Raw genomic sequence first — 20,720 nt, forward strand, 5'->3', positions numbered from 1 at the left:
CGCCTCCGCTGCCCTTTTCTTAACGTGGGGGTTGGAGTGGGGGGAAGCAAACATGCGCTCAGTCCCTCCCCCGCCGGAGGCGGGGGAGGGTCAAATCACCGATAAACCTTCATCGTCGCGGTCTTCGCGGTCCACTCCTTGCCGTCGCACTCCGGCTTGTCGATGCGCTTGACCAGCGCCAGCGTCGCGCCGTCGACGCGGTAGAACCAGCGGGTGCCGCAGTCGCCGCCGCCACGCGCCTGATCGAAGATCTCCACCACACCGTTCGCCACGGTCACCATGCCGACGCGGGTCGCCGTGGGGTCGCGGCGCGGAACGCCCTTGGCGTCCGGCACCTCGACGGCCAGACGCGTCGCGGTGCCGGCCTTGCGGTCCAGCACGAAGGGAATCGTCGAGCACTGATACGCGCCGCAGTCCTGGGCCACCGCCGCGAACAGCCGGCCGTCGGGCAGCGGGGTGATGGAGGTGAAGCCGGCGTACAGCTCGTAGGTGGACAGCACGTCGCCCTCGTCGGCCGCCGCGGGCGGAGCCGGCGGCTGCGGGTGCAGCGTGGTCATCACGAAAGCGACGAAGGCGGTGTTTTCCTCCGCCTGCGGGTTCGACTCGCGCAGCGGGTCGATGGGGGAGGCAGCGGCCAACGCGGCGGCTACAGCCCGGCCGCCGGCCTTGGCGATCAGCGCGCGCAGCCGCGCCTCGTGGGCGCGCACCAGCGGGGCGACGTTGGTGGGGACGTAGGCGGCATCGCGGACGGCGATCCAGCGCTGCTGGTCGGCGCGCAGCGCCTCGGCCCCGGCCGGGTCGGCCTCCTGCGCGAAGCGCAGGCTGCGGGCCACCAGCCGGTCCAGCGGGGCGAGCGCGCTGTCGTCGCAGATCGCCTTCTCGACCGGCGAGGCGGGCTTGGCGCAGTTGACGCTCTGGGCGTGTGTGACCGACGGGAGAAGGGTCAGGGCGAGGAGGACGAGCAGGCGGCGCATGCGGTGTTCCGGGATGCCGACGGGAAGGCCCCCAAAACACCCGGCAACCAGCGTCCTGTCAACCGACTCCTACTTCTTGAGACCGCCACCGAAGCGCGCGCAGTCGTAATCGTCGGTGCCAACCTCGGCGATGCCGGTGGTCACGGCGTAACGCGGGTCGTCGCACTTGCCGTCGAAGGCATAGCGGTACCCCACGCCGGATTTGCCCCAGGCGGGGTTGGCGGCGGTGGCGCGGGCCGAGGCACGCGCGGTGTCGCCGGCGCCGAACGCGGCCGGCAGACGATCGAGGGCGAACACGCCGATTCCGAGCAGCACGAGAACCGGCGCGAGCAGACGGAGCGAGGCGAAGCGGGTCATGGTATGGAGCATGGAAAGCAGCGGTTGATCGTCACGATGACGAACATGCGCAGCATTTTACTTATTCCATATCACTCGGCCGCTGGCAAGCGGACCCGCACGGTGGTGCCCCGCCCTTCGGCGCTGTCGATGGCCATAGTCCCGCCGAGCAGATCGACGAACGAGCGCACCAGCGGCAGCCCCAGACCCGTGCCGCCGTGGCGCCGCGCAAGGTGGCTGTCCACCTGGCCGAAGGGTTGCAGCGCCACGGCGATGTCCTCCGGGCTCATGCCGATGCCGGTGTCGGCGATCTCGACGAGGCCATGTGCGTCATCACGCCGCACCGTCAGACCAACCCGCCCGCCGCTGGCGGTGAACTTCACCGCGTTGGACAGCAGGTTCAGCAGGATCTGCTTGAGCCGCACGGGATCGGCCAGCAGCATCGGCGTGTCCCCGGCGATCTCCACCGACAGCTCCACCCCGCCCTCCGCCGCCCGCCCACGGATCAGCTGGACCGAGCTGCTCACCGCGTCGCGGATATCCACCGGCTGCGGGTGCATCTCGAACTTGCCGGCCTCGATCTTGGCGACGTCCAGGATGTCGTTGATGACCGCCAGCAGATGCTCGCCCGACTGGACGATCAGCCCGGCGTACTCGCCGTAGCGGGGCGTGCCGAGCGGCCCGACCATCTCCCCCTGGATCATCGTGGCGAAGCCGATGACGGCGTTCAGCGGCGTGCGCAGTTCATGGCTCATGTTGGCGAGGAACTCGGACTTGGCGCGGTTGGCCAGCTCGGCCTGTTCCTTGGCGGCCAGCAGCGCCTCCTCGGCGCGCCGCCGCTCCTGGATTTCCTGGCTCAGCTCGGCGGTGCGGGCGGCGACGCGCGCTTCCAGCGCCTCGTTGCCCTCGCGCAGCGCCAGTTCGGCGCGCTTGCGCCGCGTGATGTCCTGGCCGACGCAGACGATGGCCGCCGGCCCACCGGCTGCGTCCGGCAGGCGGTTCATGTTCCACAGCACGACACGCTCGCTGCCGGCCCGGCCGCCCAAGGTGGTATCGCTCCAGGAATGCTCGAAGTTGCGGATCTCCATGCCCGCCATGGCGGCGACCAGTTGGAAGGCGAAGGGGCCGCCCTGCTGCTCGGCGATCAGGTCGCGCCACGGCCGGCCCACAGCGCCGCCGGGCTCCAGCGCAAAGGCGCGCTCCGCCTCGCGGTTGGCCTCGATCACGGCGCCGCCGGCGTCCAGCACCAGGATGATGCTGCCGGCCGTCCGCACCAGCGACCGGAAGCGCGCCTCGCTGCCGCGCAGATCGGTCTCGCGCCGCTTCAGTTCGGTGATGTCGCCGATCGAGCCCACCATGCGGTAGGCCCGCCGGTCCCCCCCTTCCCCGCTTCGCCGCAGCGCCAGCCCGCGCGCCAGCACCCAGCGCCAGTTGCCGGCATGGTCGGCGACGCGGTACTCGCACTCGAAATGGCCGGTGACGCCCTTCAGGTGCTCGGACACCAGACGCTCGTACTGCGCGCGGTCGTCGGGGTGGACGATCTTCAGCCACTCGTGCGTGGTGGTGCGCAGCTCGTTGCTGCCGAATCCCAGGATCGACAGCAGGCGGGCCGACAGGAACAGGTCCTTGGTGATCGGGTTCCAGTCCCACAGCCCCTCGTTGGGGCCGCGCATGGCGAGGCTCAGCAGCTCGTCGCGGTCGCGCAGCACCTCGAGCGTGGCGTTCAGCCGCTCCTGATCGGCCTCAAGCTCCGCCACCCGGCGTTCGAGCCGGCGGATGCGTTCCTCGGCCGTCTCGGCATCGGCAAGTGCGGGTTTCGGCACGGCGGCGCAATCCTCGGCGGCGCATTCCTCGACGGCGGCGGTCCCGGCTGCGCGCCGGATCACGCGAGTATGCCGTTCCCGTCACTTTCATGGCAAGCGCCGGCGCCGCTTGACTCGATACCGTTTAGAGACTAAATAGCAAATCGCCTAATGTACGGTCCGGTATGGATGGCGCCGCCGTGCGACGCCCGGCGGATCGGGGAGTTCGACATGACACAGGCTGGCAAGACACAGGCTGGCGGAACGCTACGGCTTCCGCGGGGCTTGGGGTGGCTGTTCCTGTTGTTCGCCCTGGCGCTCGGCGTGGCCGGGTCGCTCACCTCGGCCGCGATCACCGACGTGCGCGGCAAGCAAGCCGCCCTGGAGGCCGCGACGGCGCGCCGCATTCTGCTCGACCAGATCGGCTCGCTGGTGCTTGCCGCCTCGACGGCGGACGCGCTGCCGTCGCCCGATGCCCTGCTCGGGACGCTTCAGCAGCTGGAGGCTGGTGTCGCCGCGTGGCGGAAGGCTGCGCCGCCGGCCGACCGTCCGCACGCCGACCTGCTGACCGCCCGCATCGCCGAGTTCGTCCACCTGCGCCGCGAGGCGGTGCGCCTCGTCCGCGAGCGTGGACCGGACGACGCCCGGCTGTTCGTCGGCAGCGAGCCGGTGCGGGCGAACCGGCTGTCGCTGGGCCGCGATCTGGCCGCGGCGTCGGCCGCCACCGCCGACCACGTCGCCCGCCACGCCGCGGCGCTGGCCGAAGCGCGCCAGCACTGGCAGTCGATGACGATCGGGCTGCTGGCCGCGGTGGTGCTGCTGGCGTTCCTGCAAGTGGTGCGGCTGGCCCGCCGCCCGGTGGAGCACCCGGCCGATTCGCTCCCCGCCATGCTGGATGCCGTCGCCACCGGGACCAAACACCTGTCCGAGGCGGACTGACCCGGTCACCCAGCCGCGACATTTTGCCTCAGAACCAACGCCGCACGCCACGTTGCACTCCCGCGCCGAAGCTTGCCGTCCACATACAATCGGCTCTTGATGTCCGATGCCGGGCCGAATGAGACCGATCCTTTCACCTCGGGCTTCGCCGTTGATACAGATCAACGACGGCAGCTATCCCAAGTTGATGCAATAGCCCCAATCAAAGTATGTCCATTCGATCCCCTTTGGGGATCAATGGGGTTGCTTGGAACCGGCATGCCGGGGTTTGGGGGGAAGTGATGCCTGACGGTCTTGTGGATCTCGGTGCCGAGCAGCTCGGCGACCTCGACAGCTACGACGGGACGCTGGGCGGCCTGACGCGCCGCGAGTTCATCAACTACTGCGCGGGCATCGCCGCCGCCCTCGGGCTGGCGCCGGCCATGGGTGTGAAGATCGCCAACGCCGCCGGCACGGCGCCGCGCCCCTCGGTGATCTGGCTGTCCGGCTCGGCCTGCACCGGCTGCACGGAGACGCTGCTGCGCACCAACCACCCCAGCCTGGAGACGCTGATCCTCGAGCAGATCTCGCTGGAATATTGCGAGACGCTGAGCGTCGGTTCCGGCCACCAGGCCGAGAACTGGAAGGCCAAGGCGATGAAGGAGAACTGGGGCAAGTACCTCATGGTTCTCGACGGCGCCGTCTCGACCAAGGACAACGGCATCTACTGCAAGGTCGCCGGCAAGACCATGCTGGAACAGGTGCAGGAGGTGGCGGAGGGCGCCGCCGCGGTGGTCTCCATCGGTTCCTGCGCGTCGTGGGGCGGCTGGCCGTCCACCGGCGTCAACCCCAGCGGCGCCAAGGGTTTGAACAAGGTGCTGAAGGGCAAGTCGGTCATCACCATCCCCGGCTGCCCGCCCAACCCCTACAACTTCCTGTCCACGGTGCTGCACTTCGTCACCTTCGGCAAGCTGCCGGAGCTGGACGACAAGGGCCGGCCGAAGTTCGCCTACGGCCGCCTGATCCACGAGAACTGCGAGCGCCGCCCGCACTTCGACGCCGGCCGCTTCGCCATGGAGTTCGGCGACTACGGCCACCGCCAGGGCTATTGCCTGTACAAGCTGGGCTGCAAGGGCCCGGAGACCTACGCCAACTGCCCGTCCATCGGCTTCAACGACGTCGGCCAGGGCAATTGGCCGGTCGGCACCGGCCACCCCTGCTTCGGCTGCACCGAGGAGGGCGTCGGCTTCTCCAAGAGCATCCATGAACTGGCCGACCTGAAGTCGGTGACGCCGCCCAACACCTACCCGGACGTCCGCTCCGACAAGGGCGATGGGGCCAGCCCCGGCGCGGTCGCCGCGGTGGCCGGCATCACCGGTGCGGCCATCGGCGCCGGTGCCGTGATCGCCAGCCGCCTCGGCAAGCAGGACAAGGCCGACGATTCTTCCAAGCCCAGCGCGTGAGGAGGCCGTCATGACGCTCTCCCGTCGCAGCTTCCTCAGCAAGGCGGCCCGCGGCAGCGCCGCCGCCGCCGCCACGGCCTGCACGGCGGTCGCCGCAGCCCCCGAGGCGAACGCCCTGCAGCGCGCGCCCAAGCCGATCCCGGCCGAGGCGGTGGGCCTGCTGTACGACAGCACGCTGTGCATCGGCTGCAAGGCCTGCGTGAAGGCGTGCAAGGACGCCAACGGCATGCCGCCGGACATCAACGCCCAGCAGACCGCCTGGAACGAAGGCACCTGGGACACGCCCATGGAGCTGTCGGGCAAGACCCTGAACGTCATCAAGGTCTACACCGACGGCACGATGGCCGAGAAGGACCACGAGAAGAACGGCTTCGCCTTCATCAAGCGGCAGTGCCTGCACTGCGCCGATCCGTCCTGCGTCTCCGTGTGCCCGGTCTCGGCGATGACCAAGGACGCCACGACCGGCATCGTCAGCTACAACCCCGACGCCTGCATCGGCTGCCGCTACTGCGTGCTGTCCTGCCCGTTCGGCGTGCCGAAGTACGAGTACGACGCAGCCTTCGGCCAGATCCGCAAGTGCCAGCTGTGCAAGCACCGCCTGGCGGAAAACCAGTTGCCGGCCTGCTCCGACGTCTGCCCGACCGGCGCCACGTTGTTCGGCCGCACCGAGGACCTGAAGGCGGAGGCCAAGCGCCGAGTCGCGCTGAAGCCCGGCGAGCGCACGCAGTACCCGCGCGGCGACATCACCGGTGCGGTGGGCGGCAAGCGCGACGGCCATGAAGCGACGGTGCGGGTCGCCTACCAGCAGCACATCTACGGCGAGAAGGAGCTGGGCGGCACGCAGTGCCTCGCGGTTTCCGCCGTGCCGTTCGACAAGCTGAACCTGCCGACCGACGTGCCGGAGTACGGCTACCCCACGCTGTCGGAGGGCATCCAGCACACGCTGTACGCCGGCATGGTCGGCCCGGCGACGCTGCTGGCGGGCCTCGCCTACCTCGCTCACCGCAACACCAAAGACCACGACGTGGATTGAGGCGGAGCCATGGCCAGCATCCTTTCGGACACCACGTCCAGCTCGCGCGCCGAGCCCAAGTGGGTCAACCCGCACAAGCCCATCGGTGGCCGCCTGATCACGGAGCCGTTCCTGATCGCGCTCGCCTTCGTCGGCATCGGCGCCGTCATCGCGGCGCAGCGCTTCGCCGGCGGCCTGGGCGCCGTGGCCAACATCTCCGACGGCTATCCGTGGGGCATGTGGGTCGCCGTGGACGTGGTCATCGGCACCGCCTTCGGCTGCGCCGGCTACGTCATGGCCTTCATGGCCTACATCCTGAACAAGGGCAAATACCATCCCCTGGTGCGCCCGGCGGTGCTGGCCAGCCTGTTCGGCTACGGCCTCGCCGGTCTGGCGGTGCTGGTCGACCTCGGCCGCTACTGGAACTTCTACCACCTGCTGCTGCCTTGGTACGCGCAGCCCAATTCGGTGATGCTGGAAGTCGGCCTGTGCGTGGCGACCTACACCGTCGTCCTGGTCATCGAGTTCATGCCGACCTTCCTGGAGAAGTTCGGCATGGAGAACGCCCGGCGCAAGCTCAACCGCCTGCTGTTCTTCTTCGTGGCGCTGGGCGTTCTGCTGCCGACCATGCACCAGTCCTCGCTGGGGACGATGATGGTGGTGGTCGGCCACAAGCTGTCGCCGCTGTGGCAGACGCAGATGCTGCCGGTCTTCTTCTGGCTGACCGCGGTCCTGATGGGCTTCGCCGTGGTCATCTGGGAATCGGTGATGGCGGCGCTGTGCTTCAACCGCCCCTCGGAAAAGATCGTGCTGCGCAAGGTGGCCGAGCTGATGCTGGTGGTCACCGGCGTGTTCCTGGCGCTGCGAATCGTCGACCTGATCGTCCGCGGCCAGCTCGGCGCGCCGTTCGGCGCCAACGGTTCGCTCATGTTCTGGGTGGAGATCGCGCTGTTCGCGGCCGGCCTGGCTCTGGTGCTGCCCAAGACCAACCGCACGCGCCGCAAGACGCTGTTCCTCGGCTCGTCGTTCGTGCTGTTCGGCGGCATCATCTACCGCCTGAACGTCTACCTCGTCGGGTTCGAGCCGGCGGTCGGCCCCTGGCACTACTTCCCCTCGCTGGGGGAGATCTTCGTCACCGTCGGCATCTTCGCCCTGGAGGTGCTGCTTTATCTCATCTTCGTGAAGACGCTGCCCGTCATGCACGCCGCCGATGCGAAGCACGGCTGATCTAGGAGGACACGTACCGTGACTCAGCGCATTGTCGTAGACCCGATCACCCGCATCGAAGGCCATCTGCGGGTGGACTGCGAAGTCGATGGCGGCAAGGTGACCAAGGCCTGGGCGTCGGGCCAGATGTGGCGCGGGATCGAGCTGATCCTGCAAGGCAAGGACCCGCGCGACGCCTGGGTGTTCACCCAGCGCATCTGCGGCGTCTGCACCACCTCGCACGCCATCGCGTCGGTCCGCACGGTGGAAAACGCGCTGAAGCTGGAGATCCCGCTCAACGCCCAGTACATCCGCAACCTGATCCAGGGCGCGCACGCGGTGCACGACCACATCGTGCACTTCTATCACCTCTCGGCGCTGGACTTCGTCGACATCGTCTCGGCGCTGAAGGCCGATCCGGCGGCAACCGCCAAGCTGGCGCAGTCCCTGTCCGACTGGCCGAACAACTCGGTGACCGACTTCGCCACGGCGCAGAAGCGGCTGGCCGCCTTCGTCAACTCGGGCCAGCTCGGCATCTTCGGCTCCGGCTATTGGGGCCACCCGGCGATGAAGCTGCCGCCTGAGGCCAACCTGATGGCCGCCACCCACTACCTCCAGGCGCTCGATTACCAGCGCCGCATCAACAAGGTGGTGGCGATCCTCGGGTCGAAGACCCCGCACATCCAGAACATGGCCGTGGGCGGCGTGTCGAACCCCATCAACTTCGACAGCCAGTCCACGCTGACGCTGGAAAAGCTGATGTACATCAAGACGCTGATCGGCGAGGTCGGCGACTTCATCACCAAGGTCTACATCCCCGACGTCTGCGCGGTGGGTGCGCTGTACGCCGACTGGACCGCCGTGGGCCGCGGCGTGGTCAACTATCTGACCACCCCCGACATGCCCATCGACACCAAGGGGACCAAGTTCGCCCTGCCCGGCGGCTTCATCGAGAACGCCGACTTCGCGACCTTCAAGCCGATCACCAGCTTCAACGACGCCTTCTTCGAGCAGGGCGTCAAGGAGAGCACCAAGCATTCCTGGTACGAGACCGGCGCCGGCCCGCTGCACCCCTATGTCGGCGAGACCAAGCCGCAGTACACGGACTGGCAGGACGACGGCAAGTACAGCTGGATCAAGTCGCCGACCTTCTACGACAAGCGCGCCCAGGTCGGCCCGCTGGCCAACGTGCTGAACATGTACGCCGCCGGGCACGAGCGCACGCGCTATTGGGTGGGTCAGGTGCTGTCCACCGTGTCGGCCATCGCCGGGACCCAGGTGGGGCCGGAGGCGCTGCACTCCGTCATCGGCCGCCACGCGGCGCGCGCGGTGCGCTGCGTGGTGCTGCACGAGGAGGTGATGAACCAGTGGACCCTGCTGATGGAGAACATCGGCAAGGGCGACACCAAGACGTTCAACAAGCCGGTGTTCCCCAAGGGCGAGATCCGCGGCTATGGCGTGCACGAGGCGCCGCGCGGCCTGCTCTCGCACTGGGTGGTGATCGAGAACGGCAAGATCAAGAACTATCAGGCCGTGGTGCCGACCACCTGGAACGCCGGCCCGCGCGACGACAAGGGCAACCTCAGCCCCTACGAGGCTTCGCTGATGGACAATCCCGTCGCCAACCCCGAGGAGCCGCTGGAGGTGATCCGCACCATGCACTCCTTCGACCCGTGCCTGGCTTGCGCCGTGCACTTGACCGACACGGAGAGCAAGTCCACCTACCAGGTCAAGGTGGCCTGACCGCCACCGCGATCCGAACCGACGCCGGGGGTGCGAGCCCCCGGCGTTTTTTGTCCGCACCATAAGGAAGCATCATGCCCATCCTCATCCTCGGCCTCGGCAACATCCTCATGCAGGATGAAGGCATCGGCGTGCGGGTGGTCGAGGCGCTGGAGGCCGGCTGGACGATGCCCGAGGGTGTCTCGCTGGTGGACGGCGGCACCTGCGGCATGGACATGCTGGACATCATCGCCAGCCACCGGCGGATGATCGTGGTGGACGCCGTCAAGACCGGCGCGCCGCCGGCCACCCTGGTCCGCCTGACCGGCGATGAGGTGCCGGCCTTCTTCAAGGGCAAGCTGTCGCCGCATCAGGTCGGCCTGTCCGATCTGCTGGCGACGCTGCGCCTGCAAGAGGAAGGGCCGGAGAGCACGGTTCTCATCGGCTGCGTGCCCGCCGGCATGCAGATCACGCTGGACCTCACGCCTGAGGTCGCCGCCAAGGTGCCGGAACTGGTGGAGATGGTGCTGACCGAACTGCGCGCGCTGGGCGTCGAGCCGGCGCGGCGACAAGAGTGAAGAGAGGAGCCGCCATGCCCATTCCCCCCATCGTCCGCGGCGTCTGCGTGGCGCTGGCCGTCGCATTCGCGCCGTCCGCCTGGGCGCAAGCCCCCCAGCCGCAGGGCCAGCAGCAGGGCGCCGGCCCGCAGCACGGCCGCCCGCCACCGCCGCACGCCTACACGGATTGCCGCGGCAAGAAGGCCGGCGACGTGGTCCAGCACGCCACGCCGAACGGCACCGGCCCGGCCACCTGCATGGACTCGCCCGAGGGTCTGGTGGCCCGCCCCAACCCGCCTCCCGGCGCGCCCCCTCCCCCGCCCGGCCCGCCGCCCGCGCCCCAGCGCTAGCGGTGCGACCGCTTACCGCGTCATCGCCGGCAGACCCTGGATGTAGCCGACCCAGCCGCGCTCGTCGATCTTGCGGCGCAGGTCCACCTTGACGGCGTCCGGGTACTTGGACAGATCCTCGGCAGCACCGGGATGCTGGATGTTGCCGGTGATGTAGGCGTGGCCGTTGTAGTCGTCGTAGACGTTCAGCCCGGTGTTCTCCGCACCCGCCGGCGCGCTGAAGATGCGCACCGCGGTCTTGCCGTCCACATTGTACGCCCAGGTGAAGTTGTTGAGGTGGTTGCCGGAATCCTCGCCGATGAACAGCGTCCGCATGGCTTCCGAGTAACGGATGTTGTCGGGGTTGGCGACCTTCTCGGTGTCGCACTTGTCGTACGTGCCCGCCTTGGCGCCGGCCGGCTGCCGGCCGCCCCACACCAAACCGACCATGTCCACGGCGACCAGCGCGCTGGCGATCGGGTTGCCGGCGCTATCCTTCTGCCCGCCCTTCAGGTTGCTCTCGTAGACGACGCCGCAGGTCAGGTCCTTTTCGTCGCCGGCCAGCCGGATGTCGTCCTGCGGGCGGCTGCCGTTCTGGCCGTCGATCATGCCGGCCCGCACATAGCTGATGACCGTCCACTGCTTCGCGTCGGCGGCGGAGTGGGCGATTCCCTCCATCTTGGTGAACTCGGTGGTGGCGCCGAGGGTGGCGGCGTAGCGCCGCGTCTCCAAAAAGGCCGCCGCCTGCTCCATGCCGGGCTTCAGCCTGTAGTACTCCAGCGCCACCTTGGAGCCGCTGCCGGGATAGGCGTAGACCGGCTTGAAGCCAGGGAATTTCGCCGGCTCCGCCTTCACCGCGTCGGCCGACGCCACCTCCCAGATATCGGAGAACTTGACGCCCCCGTCGATGATCGCCTTCACCTCGGCGTCGGTGGCGTGGCCGAGCCGGATCCACTCCAGGCGCGCCTTGCCGTAGTTGGCCGCATCCTCTTGAATCCACTTGGCGGCGTACAGCGTGCCGGCCGACAGATCGCCCTCGGTGTCCGCCACGTACATGGCGCGGATCACGTCGTCACCGTCGTCGCCCATGTAGACCGTCTTGCGGTCGGCCATGACGTCGCCCAACTCGAACGCCAGACGGCCCATGGAGAAGTGCTTCACCGCCCGCGTCGCCCCGTCCGGCGCCACGGTCACCTCGACCAGATGCCCGTACATGTACGGATTGGCGCCGCCCTCCGCCGCGGTCTTGCCCAGCGTGCCGCGGTAGAGGTTCATCGGCTCCAGCGGCTTCGTCTCGAAGGCGCGGGCGTCCGGCTCGTACTCCTCGCTGCCGAGGTGGGTCATCCACGGCGTGGTCGAGCCGTTGCAGGGGATCCACAGCCCCTCGGTGGCCGAGAAGTCGATGTTGGACAGCTTGACCGGGGTGAGCTTGCCGGTCGCCGGGTCCTGGTCCAGCACCGTCAGGTTCATCGCCATGGGCAGCTTGCCGTAGAGGTCCACCGGCGGCCCTTTGGGATCGAGATTCTCGCCCTCGGTGTCGTATTCCAGGTGGTTGACCAGGAACAGCGTGTGCCCCTTCACCCCGTCCACCGTGGCGTTGGGCAGCATCAGCATCGAGGTGCCGTCGGCGCCCGCCGACTTGAACGGCCCGCGCGCCTGCCCCTTGGAATCGGGGGCCGTCTGCAGGACCGGCTGGCCGTTCCGGTCGACCACCAGCCCGGCGTACCAGCCGTTCAGATAATCGCCCGAGCGGTGCAGCGCGTTGTAGCTCAACGGAAACGTCTTCTTGCTTCCGTCCGCCAGAGTCACCACCGCCGAGGAGGCCGTGTACGCGGAAATCATCTCGAACTCGCTGGCCGGTGCCGGGGTCGGGGTGAACTCCACCGCCGTGACCTTGAGCGGAGCAGGGTCCTGAACCTGGGCAAAAGCCCCCGCCGCCACGCAGCAGGCCAGAGCGGTCGTACCGGCGAGAAGCGCCTTGAAGGCCATCGGAGAACCTCGTCGAGAGACATGGATGTGCACGCACCCTAGCGCCCTTCCATGACGGCCGTGTGACGGTCCGTGCACGCCCGCGTTGACGCACATCAATGCGGCGGGGCATCGCAAGCCCGACGCTCCGCCCACCATAAGACCGGAACGCGCAGCATGTGCATCGGCATCCCCATGCGGGTCCTGGAGACCGACGGAATCCTCGCCCGCTGCGCCGGGCGCGGCGAGGAGCGCATGGTGAACCTGCTGCTGGTCGGCGAGGTGCCGGTCGGCGCCTGGGTGCTGGTGCACATCGCCAGCGCCGTGCGCGAGCTGGACGAGGAGGACGTCGCCCCCCTCAACGACGCGCTGGACGCCATCCTGCTGGCGGCGCAGGGCGGCAACACCGATCACCTGTTCGCCGACATCCTTGCCGCACGGGAAGCCGCTCCATGACCACGACTGCCGGGACCACGACTGCCGGCTTCGCCCTCGACGAACGCCTGTCCTGCGGCGCCTGCGGCACCGTCTACGATGGGCGCGCCGGTGATCCCTTGCGCGAGATCCCGGTCAGCGTGTCCTTCGGCCGGCTGCCGGCGCACTGGCGCTGCCCCGGCTGCGGCGGCCCACAGCACGGCTTCTTCGCCGCCACGCCGGGCGCCGACCCGATGGCCGTGCGGGTGGACGCCCTGACCGCCGCCTACCGCGCCGTCGCCGACACCGACATGCAGGGGCTGGCGGTGTGCAACCCGGCGCTTCGGGTCGAGGCGGTCGGCTTCCGCGATATGGGCAGCGCGTGGCTCGGCGTGCTGATCGCGCCGTGGACGCTGAACGCCGTGCTGATCCCGCACGATCCGGCGCGCTGGGCCGCGCTGAACGACGGCGACCAGACGGAGGTAACCCTCCCCGCCGGCACCTTCGCCTTCAAGGCGGCCCGCGTCGGCGCGCTGGGCACGCTGGCGGTCATCGCCGCGGTGTCCGACATGAAGGTGCTGCGCGATCAGGACGACGCCCGCGACGCCGCGCACGCCGCCCTCGGCGCGCTGCTGGTGGCAAGCGCCGCTGAGGACGCACCGGACATCCCCAAACCGACGCTGCCCCCGCCGCTGCCCCCGGTCGGCACCAGGCCGGCGAAGCCGCCGCGCTCGCGCCGCGCCCTGTTCGGCGGCGGGTGATGAGCGGCGCAGCCGCCTTGGAAGGCAGCATCGCCGTCCGCCTGACGGTCTCCGGCGGCATCGTCCGCGCCGCGCACGTCGCCGTGCACCGCCCCACCGACGTCGCCGCCGCGCTGCGCGGCAAGACCGTGGCCGAGGCGGTGCGCCTCGTGCCGCTGCTGTACAGCGTCTGCGGCATGGCGCAGGGCGTGGCATCGCTGGAGGCGTGCGAGGCGGCGCTCGGCCTCGAACCGGCACAGGCCCAGCGCACCGCGCGCACGCTGCTGGTGCTGGCCGAGACGCTGGCGAGCCATGCCTGGCAGGCCTTCATGGACTGGCCGCACCGCCTGGGCGAACCGCCCGACACCCGGCACCTCGCCGCGCTGCGCGCGATCACCGCCGGCATCCTGCCGGCGCTCTACCCCACACGCGACCATCTGCGGCCGGGCGGCGGCGACCTCCAGCCGAACCGCGACGCGCTGGCCGTCGCGGCGGCCCGGCTGGACGCCCACATCACGCAGGAGGTTCTGGGCGGAGTCCCCTTCCCCGACGAGCTGGACGGCCTTGCCGCCTGGGCGGAACAGGGGCTCACCCCGGCCGCCCGGCTGCTGCGCCGCACGCTGGCCCACCCCGGCTTCGGCGCCTGCGCCGTGGCGCCGCTGCCCGGCCGCCCGGCGGCGTGGTTCGCCCGCCACCTGTCCGCCGATCCCGCGTTCGGCGCCCGCCCGCACGACGGCGGCGCCCCGGCCTGCACCGGCCCGCTCGCCCGCATGGGCGGCCAGCCGCCGGTTGCCGAACTGCTGGAGCGCTTCGGCCCCGGTCTCGCCGCCCACACCGCGGCGCGGCTCGCCGAGTTGGCAACGCTGCCCGCCCGCTTGGCCGAGCTGCTGGACGACCTGACGCCCGCCGGGGCCGGCGCCGAGCACACGCCGCCCGGCACCGGCGCCGGGGTGGTGGAGACCGCGCGCGGCCAGTTGGCGCACTGGGTGCGGCTGGAGGACGGGCGCGTCGCCGATTACCGCACCGTGGCGCCCACCGAATGGAACTTCCACCCCGATGGGCCGCTCGCCCGCGGCCTGACCGGCGCGCCGGCCGGCGCGGATTTGCAGGAACGGGCCGGACTGCTGGTGGCGGCGCTCGACCCGTGCGTCGGCGTCAGCATCGACATCGAGCGGGAGGCCCTGGCGCATGCCGCGACCTAACCGCGTCACACCCTTCGGTGACCTGATCGCCGTCCCCTTCAGGATCTGTGCCTTCATGGGCAACCGCGGCTGCCTGACGGGCAAGTCGCACGACATCGGCACGCGGCGGTGGGCCTCGCGGGCCTGGATCTGTTGCAGCCCCGGCTACAAGCCCAAGACTCCGCTGCCGCTCGACGGCCCCGGACTGAACACGCAGCTGTTCTTCCTCGACGAGGCGACGGCGCTGGCCGCCGGGCATCGCCCCTGCGCGCTCTGCCGGCGCGCCGACTTCGAGCGCTTCCGCCGCCATTGGGCACAGGGCAACGGTTTCGCCACGCCGCCGCGCGCCGCGGAACTGGACGCGCATCTGCACGCCGAGCGCCTCGCCGGCCACACCGCCGCGCTGGCCACCCTGCCGGACGGCGCCATGGTCGAACTGTTGCAGAGTCCGGGCACGGCGTGGCTGGTGCACGGCGCCGGGCTGCACGCCTGGACGCCGGCCGGCTACACCGACCACCAACCGCGCGGCGATGGCGAAGCGCGCCTGCTGACGCCGCCCTCGACGGTGGCGGCGCTGGCCGATGGCTATCGGCCGCACACCCTTCTCCCCGCCTGACGGAGACCCCATGCACGAGATGGCGCTGTGCCGGAACATCATCGAGATGATCGGCGAACAGGCGGAGACGCAAGGCTTCCGCACGGTGAAAGCCATCCGCCTGATCATCGGCACGCTTTCCCACGTCGAGCCCGAAGCGCTAGAGTTCGGCTTCGACGTGGCGAGCCGCGGCACGCTGGCGGAAGGCGCCAAACTGGAGATCGAACGGCCCGGCGGGCAGGCCTTCTGCATGGTCTGCGAGACGACGGTGCCGCTGGCGCAGCGCTTCGACCCGTGCCCGCGATGCGACGGCCACCAGCTGGTCGTCACCGGCGGCGAGGAGATGCGCGTCAAAGAACTGGAGGTCGAGTGATGTGCACGGTCTGCGGCTGCGGCGAAGGCGAGACGAAGGTCGAAGGGCACGCCCACGGGCACCATGACCACAACCATGGCGACCACGACCATGGCGGCCACGAGCACGTGCTGCCCGACGGCACCGTGGTCCATCACAGCCACGGCCATCACCACCATCATCACCATGGGCATCACGACCACGGCCATCACCATCACGAGGCGATCGACCTCGGCCGCGGCCCGGCGGGCACCGAGGTGCCGGGGATGAGCCAGACGCGGCTGGTCCAGATCGAACAGGACATTCTCGCCAAGAACGACAGCTTCGCGACGGTGAACCGGCAACTGTTCGCCGCCAAGCGGGCGTTCGTGCTCAACCTCATGTCCAGCCCCGGCTCGGGCAAGACGACGCTGCTGGCGCGCACGCTGACCGACCTCAGGGGCCGCTTCCCGGTGGCGGTGATCGAGGGCGACCAGCAGACGAGCTTCGACGCCGACCGCATCCGCGCCACCGGCGCCCCGGCCATCCAGATCAACACCGGCAAGGGCTGCCACCTCGACGCCCAGATGGTGACGCAGGCGCTGGGCAAGCTCGGCACGCCGCAGGACGGCGTGCTGTTCATCGAGAACGTCGGCAATCTGGTCTGCCCGGCCGGCTTCGACCTGGGCGAGGCGCATAAGGTGGTGGTGCTGTCGGTGACCGAGGGCGAGGACAAGCCGCTCAAGTACCCGAACATGTTCGCGGCCGCCGACCTGCTGGTCGTCACCAAGGTGGATTTGCTGCCGCACCTCAGCTTCGACGTCGAGCGGATGATCGCCTACGCCCTCCAGCTCAAACCCGGCCTGGAGGTCCTGCAAGTCTCCGCCACCTCCGGTGCCGGTCTGGAGGCATGGTACGCCTGGATCGAAGCAGGGTTGGCCATGGCGAAGCGGGGATGACGGGAAAAGTTGCTAGGGACTTCAGTCCCATAGTAACCTTTCCTTCGCCGCCGCATCGGGTTGATCACCGGAATGAGACACAACCCCGAACAGCGTTTCATAGTGTTTCATAGTGTTACATCCGAACGGTTCCGGGTCCGCGTCCGCGGTCAGGTGCAGGGGGTGGGCTTCCGCCCGTACGTGTACGCGTTGGCCCACGCGTACGGCCTGACCGGCTGGGTGCTGAACGATGGCGAAGGCGTGCTGCTGGAGGTGCAAGGGGCGGACACCCAGAGCTTCCTGCACGCCCTGCCCACCAATCCGCCGCCGCTCGCCCGCATCGACGCGGTGGAATCGCAGCTCGTCCCCGCCGTCCCCGACGAGGCCGGCTTCACCATCCGCGCCAGCGACCCGACGCAGCGCGTCACCACCGCGGTGACCGCCGACGCCGCCGTCTGCCCGGCCTGCCTCGCCGAACTGTTCGACCCCGCCGACCGGCGCTATCGCTACCCGTTCCTCACCTGCACGCACTGCGGGCCGCGCTTCACCATCACCCGCCGGCTGCCCTACGACCGGCCGCAGACGTCCATGGCCGGCTTCCCGCTGTGCGCCGCCTGCGCCGCCGAGTACCACGCCCCCGCCGACCGCCGCTTTCACGCCCAGCCCACCGCCTGCCCGGCCTGCGGCCCGCGCCTGTCGCATTCCATCGCGGACATTCTGACAGCCATCAAGGCAGGAAAGATCGTCGCGCTGAAGGGTCTTGGCGGCTTCCACCTCGCCTGCGACGCGACCAACGCCGAGGCGGTCGAGCGCCTGCGCCGGCTCAAGCAGCGCAACGGTAAGCCCTTCGCCCTGATGGTCGCCAACACGGCGTCGACGGAACGGTTCGTCGAGGTGGAGGATCAGGAACGGAAGCTGCTGGAAGGCCTGGCGCGCCCGATCGTGCTGCTGCGCCGCAAGATCGGGGCGCCGGATCTCCCCAGGGACATCGCCCCCGACCTCGCATGGCTGGGCGTCATGCTGCCCTACACGCCGCTGCATTACCTGCTGTTCCACGAGGCCGCCGGCCGCCCCGCCGGCACGGCGTGGCTGGAGGAGCCGCAGGATCTCACTCTGGTGATGACCTCGGCCAACCCCGGCGGCGAACCCCTCGCCACCGGCAACGACGAGGCGCACCGGCGGCTGGCGGGCATCGCTGACCTGATCGTCGACCACGACCGCGCCATCGTCGTGCGCGCCGACGATTCCGTGGTCCGCGTGCTGGCCGGCGCCCCGGCCTTCCTCCGCCGGGCGCGCGGCTACGTGCCGGTGCCGATCCGCCTCCCGCATCCCGTGCCGCCGATCCTGGCGGTCGGCGGGCACCTCAAGGCCACCGTCTGCGTCACCCGCGGCGCGCACGCCTTCCTGTCCCAGCACATCGGCGATTTGGACAACGCCGCCACCATCGGCTTCCTGGAGGAGACCGTCGCCCACCTCCTGCACATCCTGGAGGTCGAGCCGGTCGCCGTCGCCCACGACCTGCACCCGGATTTCCAGAGCACCCGCTTCGCCGAACGCCTCGGCCTTCCCACCCGGCCCGTGCAGCACCACCACGCCCACATCGCCGCCGTGCTGGCCGAGCACGGCGTAACCGGACCGGCGCTGGGCCTGGCGCTGGACGGTTTCGGCCTGGGCGCCGATGGCGGGTCCTGGGGCGGCGAGATGCTGTTGCTGGACGGCGCGCGGTTCGAGCGCATCGGCCACCTCGCCCCGCTCGCCCAGCCCGGCGGCGACACGGCGGCGCGCCAGCCCTGGCGCATGGCGGCAGCCGCCCTCGCCCGCCTGGGACGCGCCGACGAGATCGCCCCGCGCCTCGGCGCGCACGGCCCGGCCGAGGGCGTGCGCCGGATGATCGAGGCGGGCTTCAATGCGCCGCAGACCAGTTCGTGCGGGCGCTGGTTCGACGCCGCCTGCGGCCTGCTCGGCGTGCGGGCGGTGGCCGGCTTCGAGGGTGAGGCGCCGATGGCGCTGGAATCCCTGGTGCGCCGCCCCACCGTCGCCGAGGGCGCCTGGACGGTGAATGGCGGCGTGCTCGACCCGGCGCCATTGCTGGAGCGGTTGCTGCACGTCAATGCGGCGGAGGGGGCCGACCTGTTTCATGGTACGCTGACGGCGGCGCTGGTGGACTGGGCGATGCCGGAACTGACGGCGCGCCGGTTCGACCGGATCGCGCTGGGCGGCGGCTGCCTGATGAACGGCGTGCTGGCGCAGCGGCTGGTGTCCGCCTTCGCGGCGCGCGGCGTGACGGCGCTGCTGCCGCGGCAGGCACCGGCCAACGACGGCGGCCTGAGCCTCGGTCAAGCATGGCTCGCCGCGCTGAGTGTGATGCAGGAGGACTGAACGAATGTGCCTAGCCGTTCCCGCCCGCGTCGTCGCGCTGCTGGAGGACGACCGCGCCACGGTGAACCTGGGCGGCGTGACCATGCCCGTCTCACTGGCGCTGGTGGAGGGGGTTGCGGTGGACGACTACGTCATCGTCCACGTCGGCTACGCGCTGACCCGCCTCGACCGCGCCGAGGCCGAGAAGACGCTGGCCCTGCTGGCCGAGGCCGGCGTGGCGCAGACGGGTGATGCCGTTGCCGGGGCCGTAGGGCAGTGATACCCTTCCCGCCATGAGCAAGCCGCAGCCCCAGCCTGACCGCCCCACCGAGTGGGACCCCGTCTACGGCGACAAGGAGGCCTTCCTGAAGGCCGTCCGCGAGGGGTTGGCGTCCCTTGATGCCGGCCACTATGTTGACGACGAGGATGTGTGGACCTGGGTGGACAGCTGGGACACAGACCATGAACTGCCGCCGCCGGAGGTGAAACGGCGCGCTCCCAGGCAACGCTGACCTCCGCCGTGCCGCGTCGGGTCATCTGGTCGCCCGAAGCGCTGGGCATCCTCTTCCAGATTCGGGAGTTCACCACGCGGCGCTGGGGCGGCCGCGCCGGTCGCGATGTCCTCGCCCGGCGACGTGGAGATTGTCCGTATCTGGCACGGCGCCCAGCACCGCGACGACGACGGCACATTAGAATGATAGGCTGCCCATGACCGCCAACCGCCTGTTCACCCGCAAGCTCGACCTCGCCAACGGCTCCGTGGACATGAGCCACGGCTCGGGCGGCAAGGCCATGGCCCAGCTGGTGCGCGAGCTGTTCGCCGCCGCCTTCGCCAATCCGTACCTCGACCAGCAGAACGACCAAGCGGCGTTCGACGCGCCGGCCGGGCGCATGGTGGTGACCACCGACGGATTCGTCGTCTCGCCGCTGTTCTTCCCCGGCGGCGACATCGGCTCGCTGGCGGTGCACGGCACAGTCAACGACGTGGCGATGGCCGGCGCCAAGCCGCTCTACCTCACCGCCGGCTTCATCCTGGAGGAGGGCTTCCCGCTGGCCGACCTCGCGCGCATCGTCGCCAGCATGGCGGCGGCGTCGAAGGAGGCCGGCGTCCCGGTGGTGACCGGCGACACCAAGGTGGTCGAGCGCGGCAAGGGCGACGGCGTCTTCATCACCACCACCGGCATCGGCGTGATTCCCCCCGGCGTGGCGCCGTCCGGCGAGCGGGCGGCGCCCGGCGACGTCATCCTGGTCAGCGGCACCATGGGCGACCACGGCGTGGCCATCATGTCCACCCGCGAGAACCTGACCTTCGAGACCGCCATCGTCTCCGACAGCGCGGCGCTGCACACGCTGGTGGCCGACATGGTCGCGGCCGTCCCCGACGTGCACGTGCTGCGCGACCCGACCCGCGGCGGGCTGGCGACCACGCTCAACGAGATCGCCCACCAGTCCCAGGTCGGCATGCTGATCCGCGAGGCGGACGTGCCGCTGCGCGGCGAAGTGGCGGCGGCGTGCGAGCTGCTCGGCCTCGACCCGCTGTACGTCGCCAACGAGGGCAAGCTGATCGCCGTCTGCGCCGCGGCGGACGCCGACCGCCTGCTGGCCGTCCTGCGCGCCCATCCCCTGGGCCGCGACGCGGCCATCATCGGCACCGTGCACGAGGACCCGCACCACTTCGTGCAGATGGAGACGCGCTTTGGCGGCAAGCGCATTGTCGATTGGCTGAGCGGCGAGCAATTGCCCCGGATCTGCTGACACCCCGAAAGTATTCACCCCATCGCATGGCAAGAAAACGCGTCGGCGTTACGGCGCCTGCCCTCCTTGCCACCTGGAAGAACATTGCGGACACCGAGTCTTCCTCTTGTCCAGCGCGTTA

General features: G+C 70.0%; 21 protein-coding genes. 17 read left to right on the forward strand and 4 right to left on the reverse strand.

Translation table 11 applies throughout. The features are described from left to right. Positions 1-95: 95 nt before the first annotated feature. The 3 genes from ACSVDD_RS13990 to ACSVDD_RS14000 all read right to left on the reverse strand — a co-directional run bounded on the left by ACSVDD_RS13990 (position 96) and on the right by ACSVDD_RS14000 (position 3,196). Positions 96-974 (reverse strand): lysozyme inhibitor LprI family protein, encoded by an 879-nt coding sequence (locus tag ACSVDD_RS13990; protein WP_448189971.1) that lies wholly within the window; start codon positions 972-974, stop codon positions 96-98. Between the two features lie 69 nt (positions 975-1,043). Then, the gene (locus tag ACSVDD_RS13995) at positions 1,044-1,343 is read right to left on the reverse strand and encodes a hypothetical protein (RefSeq protein ID WP_448189972.1); all 300 of its coding nucleotides are present in this window, start codon (positions 1,341-1,343) and stop codon (positions 1,044-1,046) included. A gap of 59 nt (positions 1,344-1,402) precedes the next feature. Then, positions 1,403-3,196, reverse strand: a complete 1,794-nt coding sequence (locus tag ACSVDD_RS14000; RefSeq protein WP_448189973.1) for a PAS domain-containing sensor histidine kinase — start codon at positions 3,194-3,196, stop codon at positions 1,403-1,405. Positions 3,197-3,343: 147 nt separating this feature from the next. Here ACSVDD_RS14000 and ACSVDD_RS14005 point away from each other — a divergent pair, with 147 nt between their 5' ends. The 7 genes from ACSVDD_RS14005 to ACSVDD_RS14035 all read left to right on the forward strand — a co-directional run bounded on the left by ACSVDD_RS14005 (position 3,344) and on the right by ACSVDD_RS14035 (position 10,340). Further along, positions 3,344-4,051 (forward strand): hypothetical protein, encoded by a 708-nt coding sequence (locus ACSVDD_RS14005; RefSeq protein WP_448189974.1) that lies wholly within the window; start codon positions 3,344-3,346, stop codon positions 4,049-4,051. A gap of 281 nt (positions 4,052-4,332) precedes the next feature. Further along, a complete protein-coding gene (locus ACSVDD_RS14010; RefSeq protein WP_448189975.1) occupies positions 4,333-5,493 on the forward strand; it encodes a hydrogenase small subunit in 1,161 nt (386 codons plus the stop codon). A 10-nt stretch (positions 5,494-5,503) separates the two neighbouring features. Then, positions 5,504-6,526 carry a hydrogenase 2 operon protein HybA gene (gene hybA, locus ACSVDD_RS14015; protein WP_448189976.1) on the forward strand — a complete coding sequence of 341 codons (1,023 nt, stop codon included), beginning with the start codon at positions 5,504-5,506 and terminating at the stop codon, positions 6,524-6,526. Between the two features lie 9 nt (positions 6,527-6,535). Next, entirely contained in the window at positions 6,536-7,732 is a 1,197-nt protein-coding gene (gene hybB, locus ACSVDD_RS14020; RefSeq protein WP_448189977.1) for a Ni/Fe-hydrogenase cytochrome b subunit, read from the forward strand. 18 nt (positions 7,733-7,750) lie between these two features. Next, positions 7,751-9,454 carry a nickel-dependent hydrogenase large subunit gene (locus ACSVDD_RS14025; RefSeq protein ID WP_448189978.1) on the forward strand — a complete coding sequence of 568 codons (1,704 nt, stop codon included), beginning with the start codon at positions 7,751-7,753 and terminating at the stop codon, positions 9,452-9,454. A 74-nt stretch (positions 9,455-9,528) separates the two neighbouring features. Beyond that, the gene (locus tag ACSVDD_RS14030; protein WP_448189979.1) at positions 9,529-10,011 is read left to right on the forward strand and encodes a HyaD/HybD family hydrogenase maturation endopeptidase; all 483 of its coding nucleotides are present in this window, start codon (positions 9,529-9,531) and stop codon (positions 10,009-10,011) included. Positions 10,012-10,025: 14 nt separating this feature from the next. Beyond that, the gene (locus ACSVDD_RS14035) at positions 10,026-10,340 is read left to right on the forward strand and encodes a hypothetical protein (protein WP_448189980.1); all 315 of its coding nucleotides are present in this window, start codon (positions 10,026-10,028) and stop codon (positions 10,338-10,340) included. Positions 10,341-10,352: 12 nt separating this feature from the next. Here ACSVDD_RS14035 and ACSVDD_RS14040 read toward each other — a convergent pair whose 3' ends face one another. After that, positions 10,353-12,308, reverse strand: coding sequence for a PhoX family protein (locus ACSVDD_RS14040; RefSeq protein WP_448189981.1), 1,956 nt, complete (start codon positions 12,306-12,308; stop codon positions 10,353-10,355). Positions 12,309-12,464: 156 nt separating this feature from the next. Here ACSVDD_RS14040 and ACSVDD_RS14045 point away from each other — a divergent pair, with 156 nt between their 5' ends. The 10 genes from ACSVDD_RS14045 to hypE all read left to right on the forward strand — a co-directional run bounded on the left by ACSVDD_RS14045 (position 12,465) and on the right by hypE (position 20,599). Then, entirely contained in the window at positions 12,465-12,743 is a 279-nt protein-coding gene (locus tag ACSVDD_RS14045) for a HypC/HybG/HupF family hydrogenase formation chaperone (protein ID WP_448189982.1), read from the forward strand. After that, the gene (gene hybE, locus ACSVDD_RS14050) at positions 12,740-13,462 is read left to right on the forward strand and encodes a [NiFe]-hydrogenase assembly chaperone HybE (RefSeq protein ID WP_448189983.1); all 723 of its coding nucleotides are present in this window, start codon (positions 12,740-12,742) and stop codon (positions 13,460-13,462) included. The genes ACSVDD_RS14045 and hybE overlap by 4 nt, the downstream gene beginning before the upstream one ends. Next, the gene (locus ACSVDD_RS14055; protein ID WP_448189984.1) at positions 13,462-14,643 is read left to right on the forward strand and encodes a nickel-dependent hydrogenase large subunit; all 1,182 of its coding nucleotides are present in this window, start codon (positions 13,462-13,464) and stop codon (positions 14,641-14,643) included. The genes hybE and ACSVDD_RS14055 overlap by 1 nt, the downstream gene beginning before the upstream one ends. Then, complete coding sequence (locus ACSVDD_RS14060; RefSeq protein ID WP_448189985.1) at positions 14,630-15,238, forward strand: hypothetical protein; 609 nt, start codon at positions 14,630-14,632, stop codon at positions 15,236-15,238. The genes ACSVDD_RS14055 and ACSVDD_RS14060 overlap by 14 nt, the downstream gene beginning before the upstream one ends. A 10-nt stretch (positions 15,239-15,248) precedes the next feature. After that, entirely contained in the window at positions 15,249-15,590 is a 342-nt protein-coding gene (gene hypA / locus ACSVDD_RS14065) for a hydrogenase maturation nickel metallochaperone HypA (RefSeq protein WP_448189986.1), read from the forward strand. After that, complete coding sequence (hypB, locus tag ACSVDD_RS14070; protein WP_448189987.1) at positions 15,590-16,507, forward strand: hydrogenase nickel incorporation protein HypB; 918 nt, start codon at positions 15,590-15,592, stop codon at positions 16,505-16,507. The genes hypA and hypB overlap by 1 nt, the downstream gene beginning before the upstream one ends. Before the next feature lie 72 nt (positions 16,508-16,579). Continuing rightward, a complete protein-coding gene (gene hypF / locus ACSVDD_RS14075) occupies positions 16,580-18,865 on the forward strand; it encodes a carbamoyltransferase HypF (RefSeq protein WP_448189988.1) in 2,286 nt (761 codons plus the stop codon). 4 nt (positions 18,866-18,869) lie between these two features. Beyond that, the gene (locus ACSVDD_RS14080; protein WP_448189989.1) at positions 18,870-19,124 is read left to right on the forward strand and encodes a HypC/HybG/HupF family hydrogenase formation chaperone; all 255 of its coding nucleotides are present in this window, start codon (positions 18,870-18,872) and stop codon (positions 19,122-19,124) included. A 13-nt stretch (positions 19,125-19,137) separates the two neighbouring features. Beyond that, positions 19,138-19,356 carry a hypothetical protein gene (locus ACSVDD_RS14085; RefSeq protein ID WP_448189990.1) on the forward strand — a complete coding sequence of 73 codons (219 nt, stop codon included), beginning with the start codon at positions 19,138-19,140 and terminating at the stop codon, positions 19,354-19,356. A gap of 196 nt (positions 19,357-19,552) precedes the next feature. Continuing rightward, entirely contained in the window at positions 19,553-20,599 is a 1,047-nt protein-coding gene (gene hypE, locus ACSVDD_RS14090; RefSeq protein ID WP_448189991.1) for a hydrogenase expression/formation protein HypE, read from the forward strand. Positions 20,600-20,720 lie beyond the last annotated feature (121 nt).

This window comes from Azospirillum terrae, assembly GCF_053470425.1.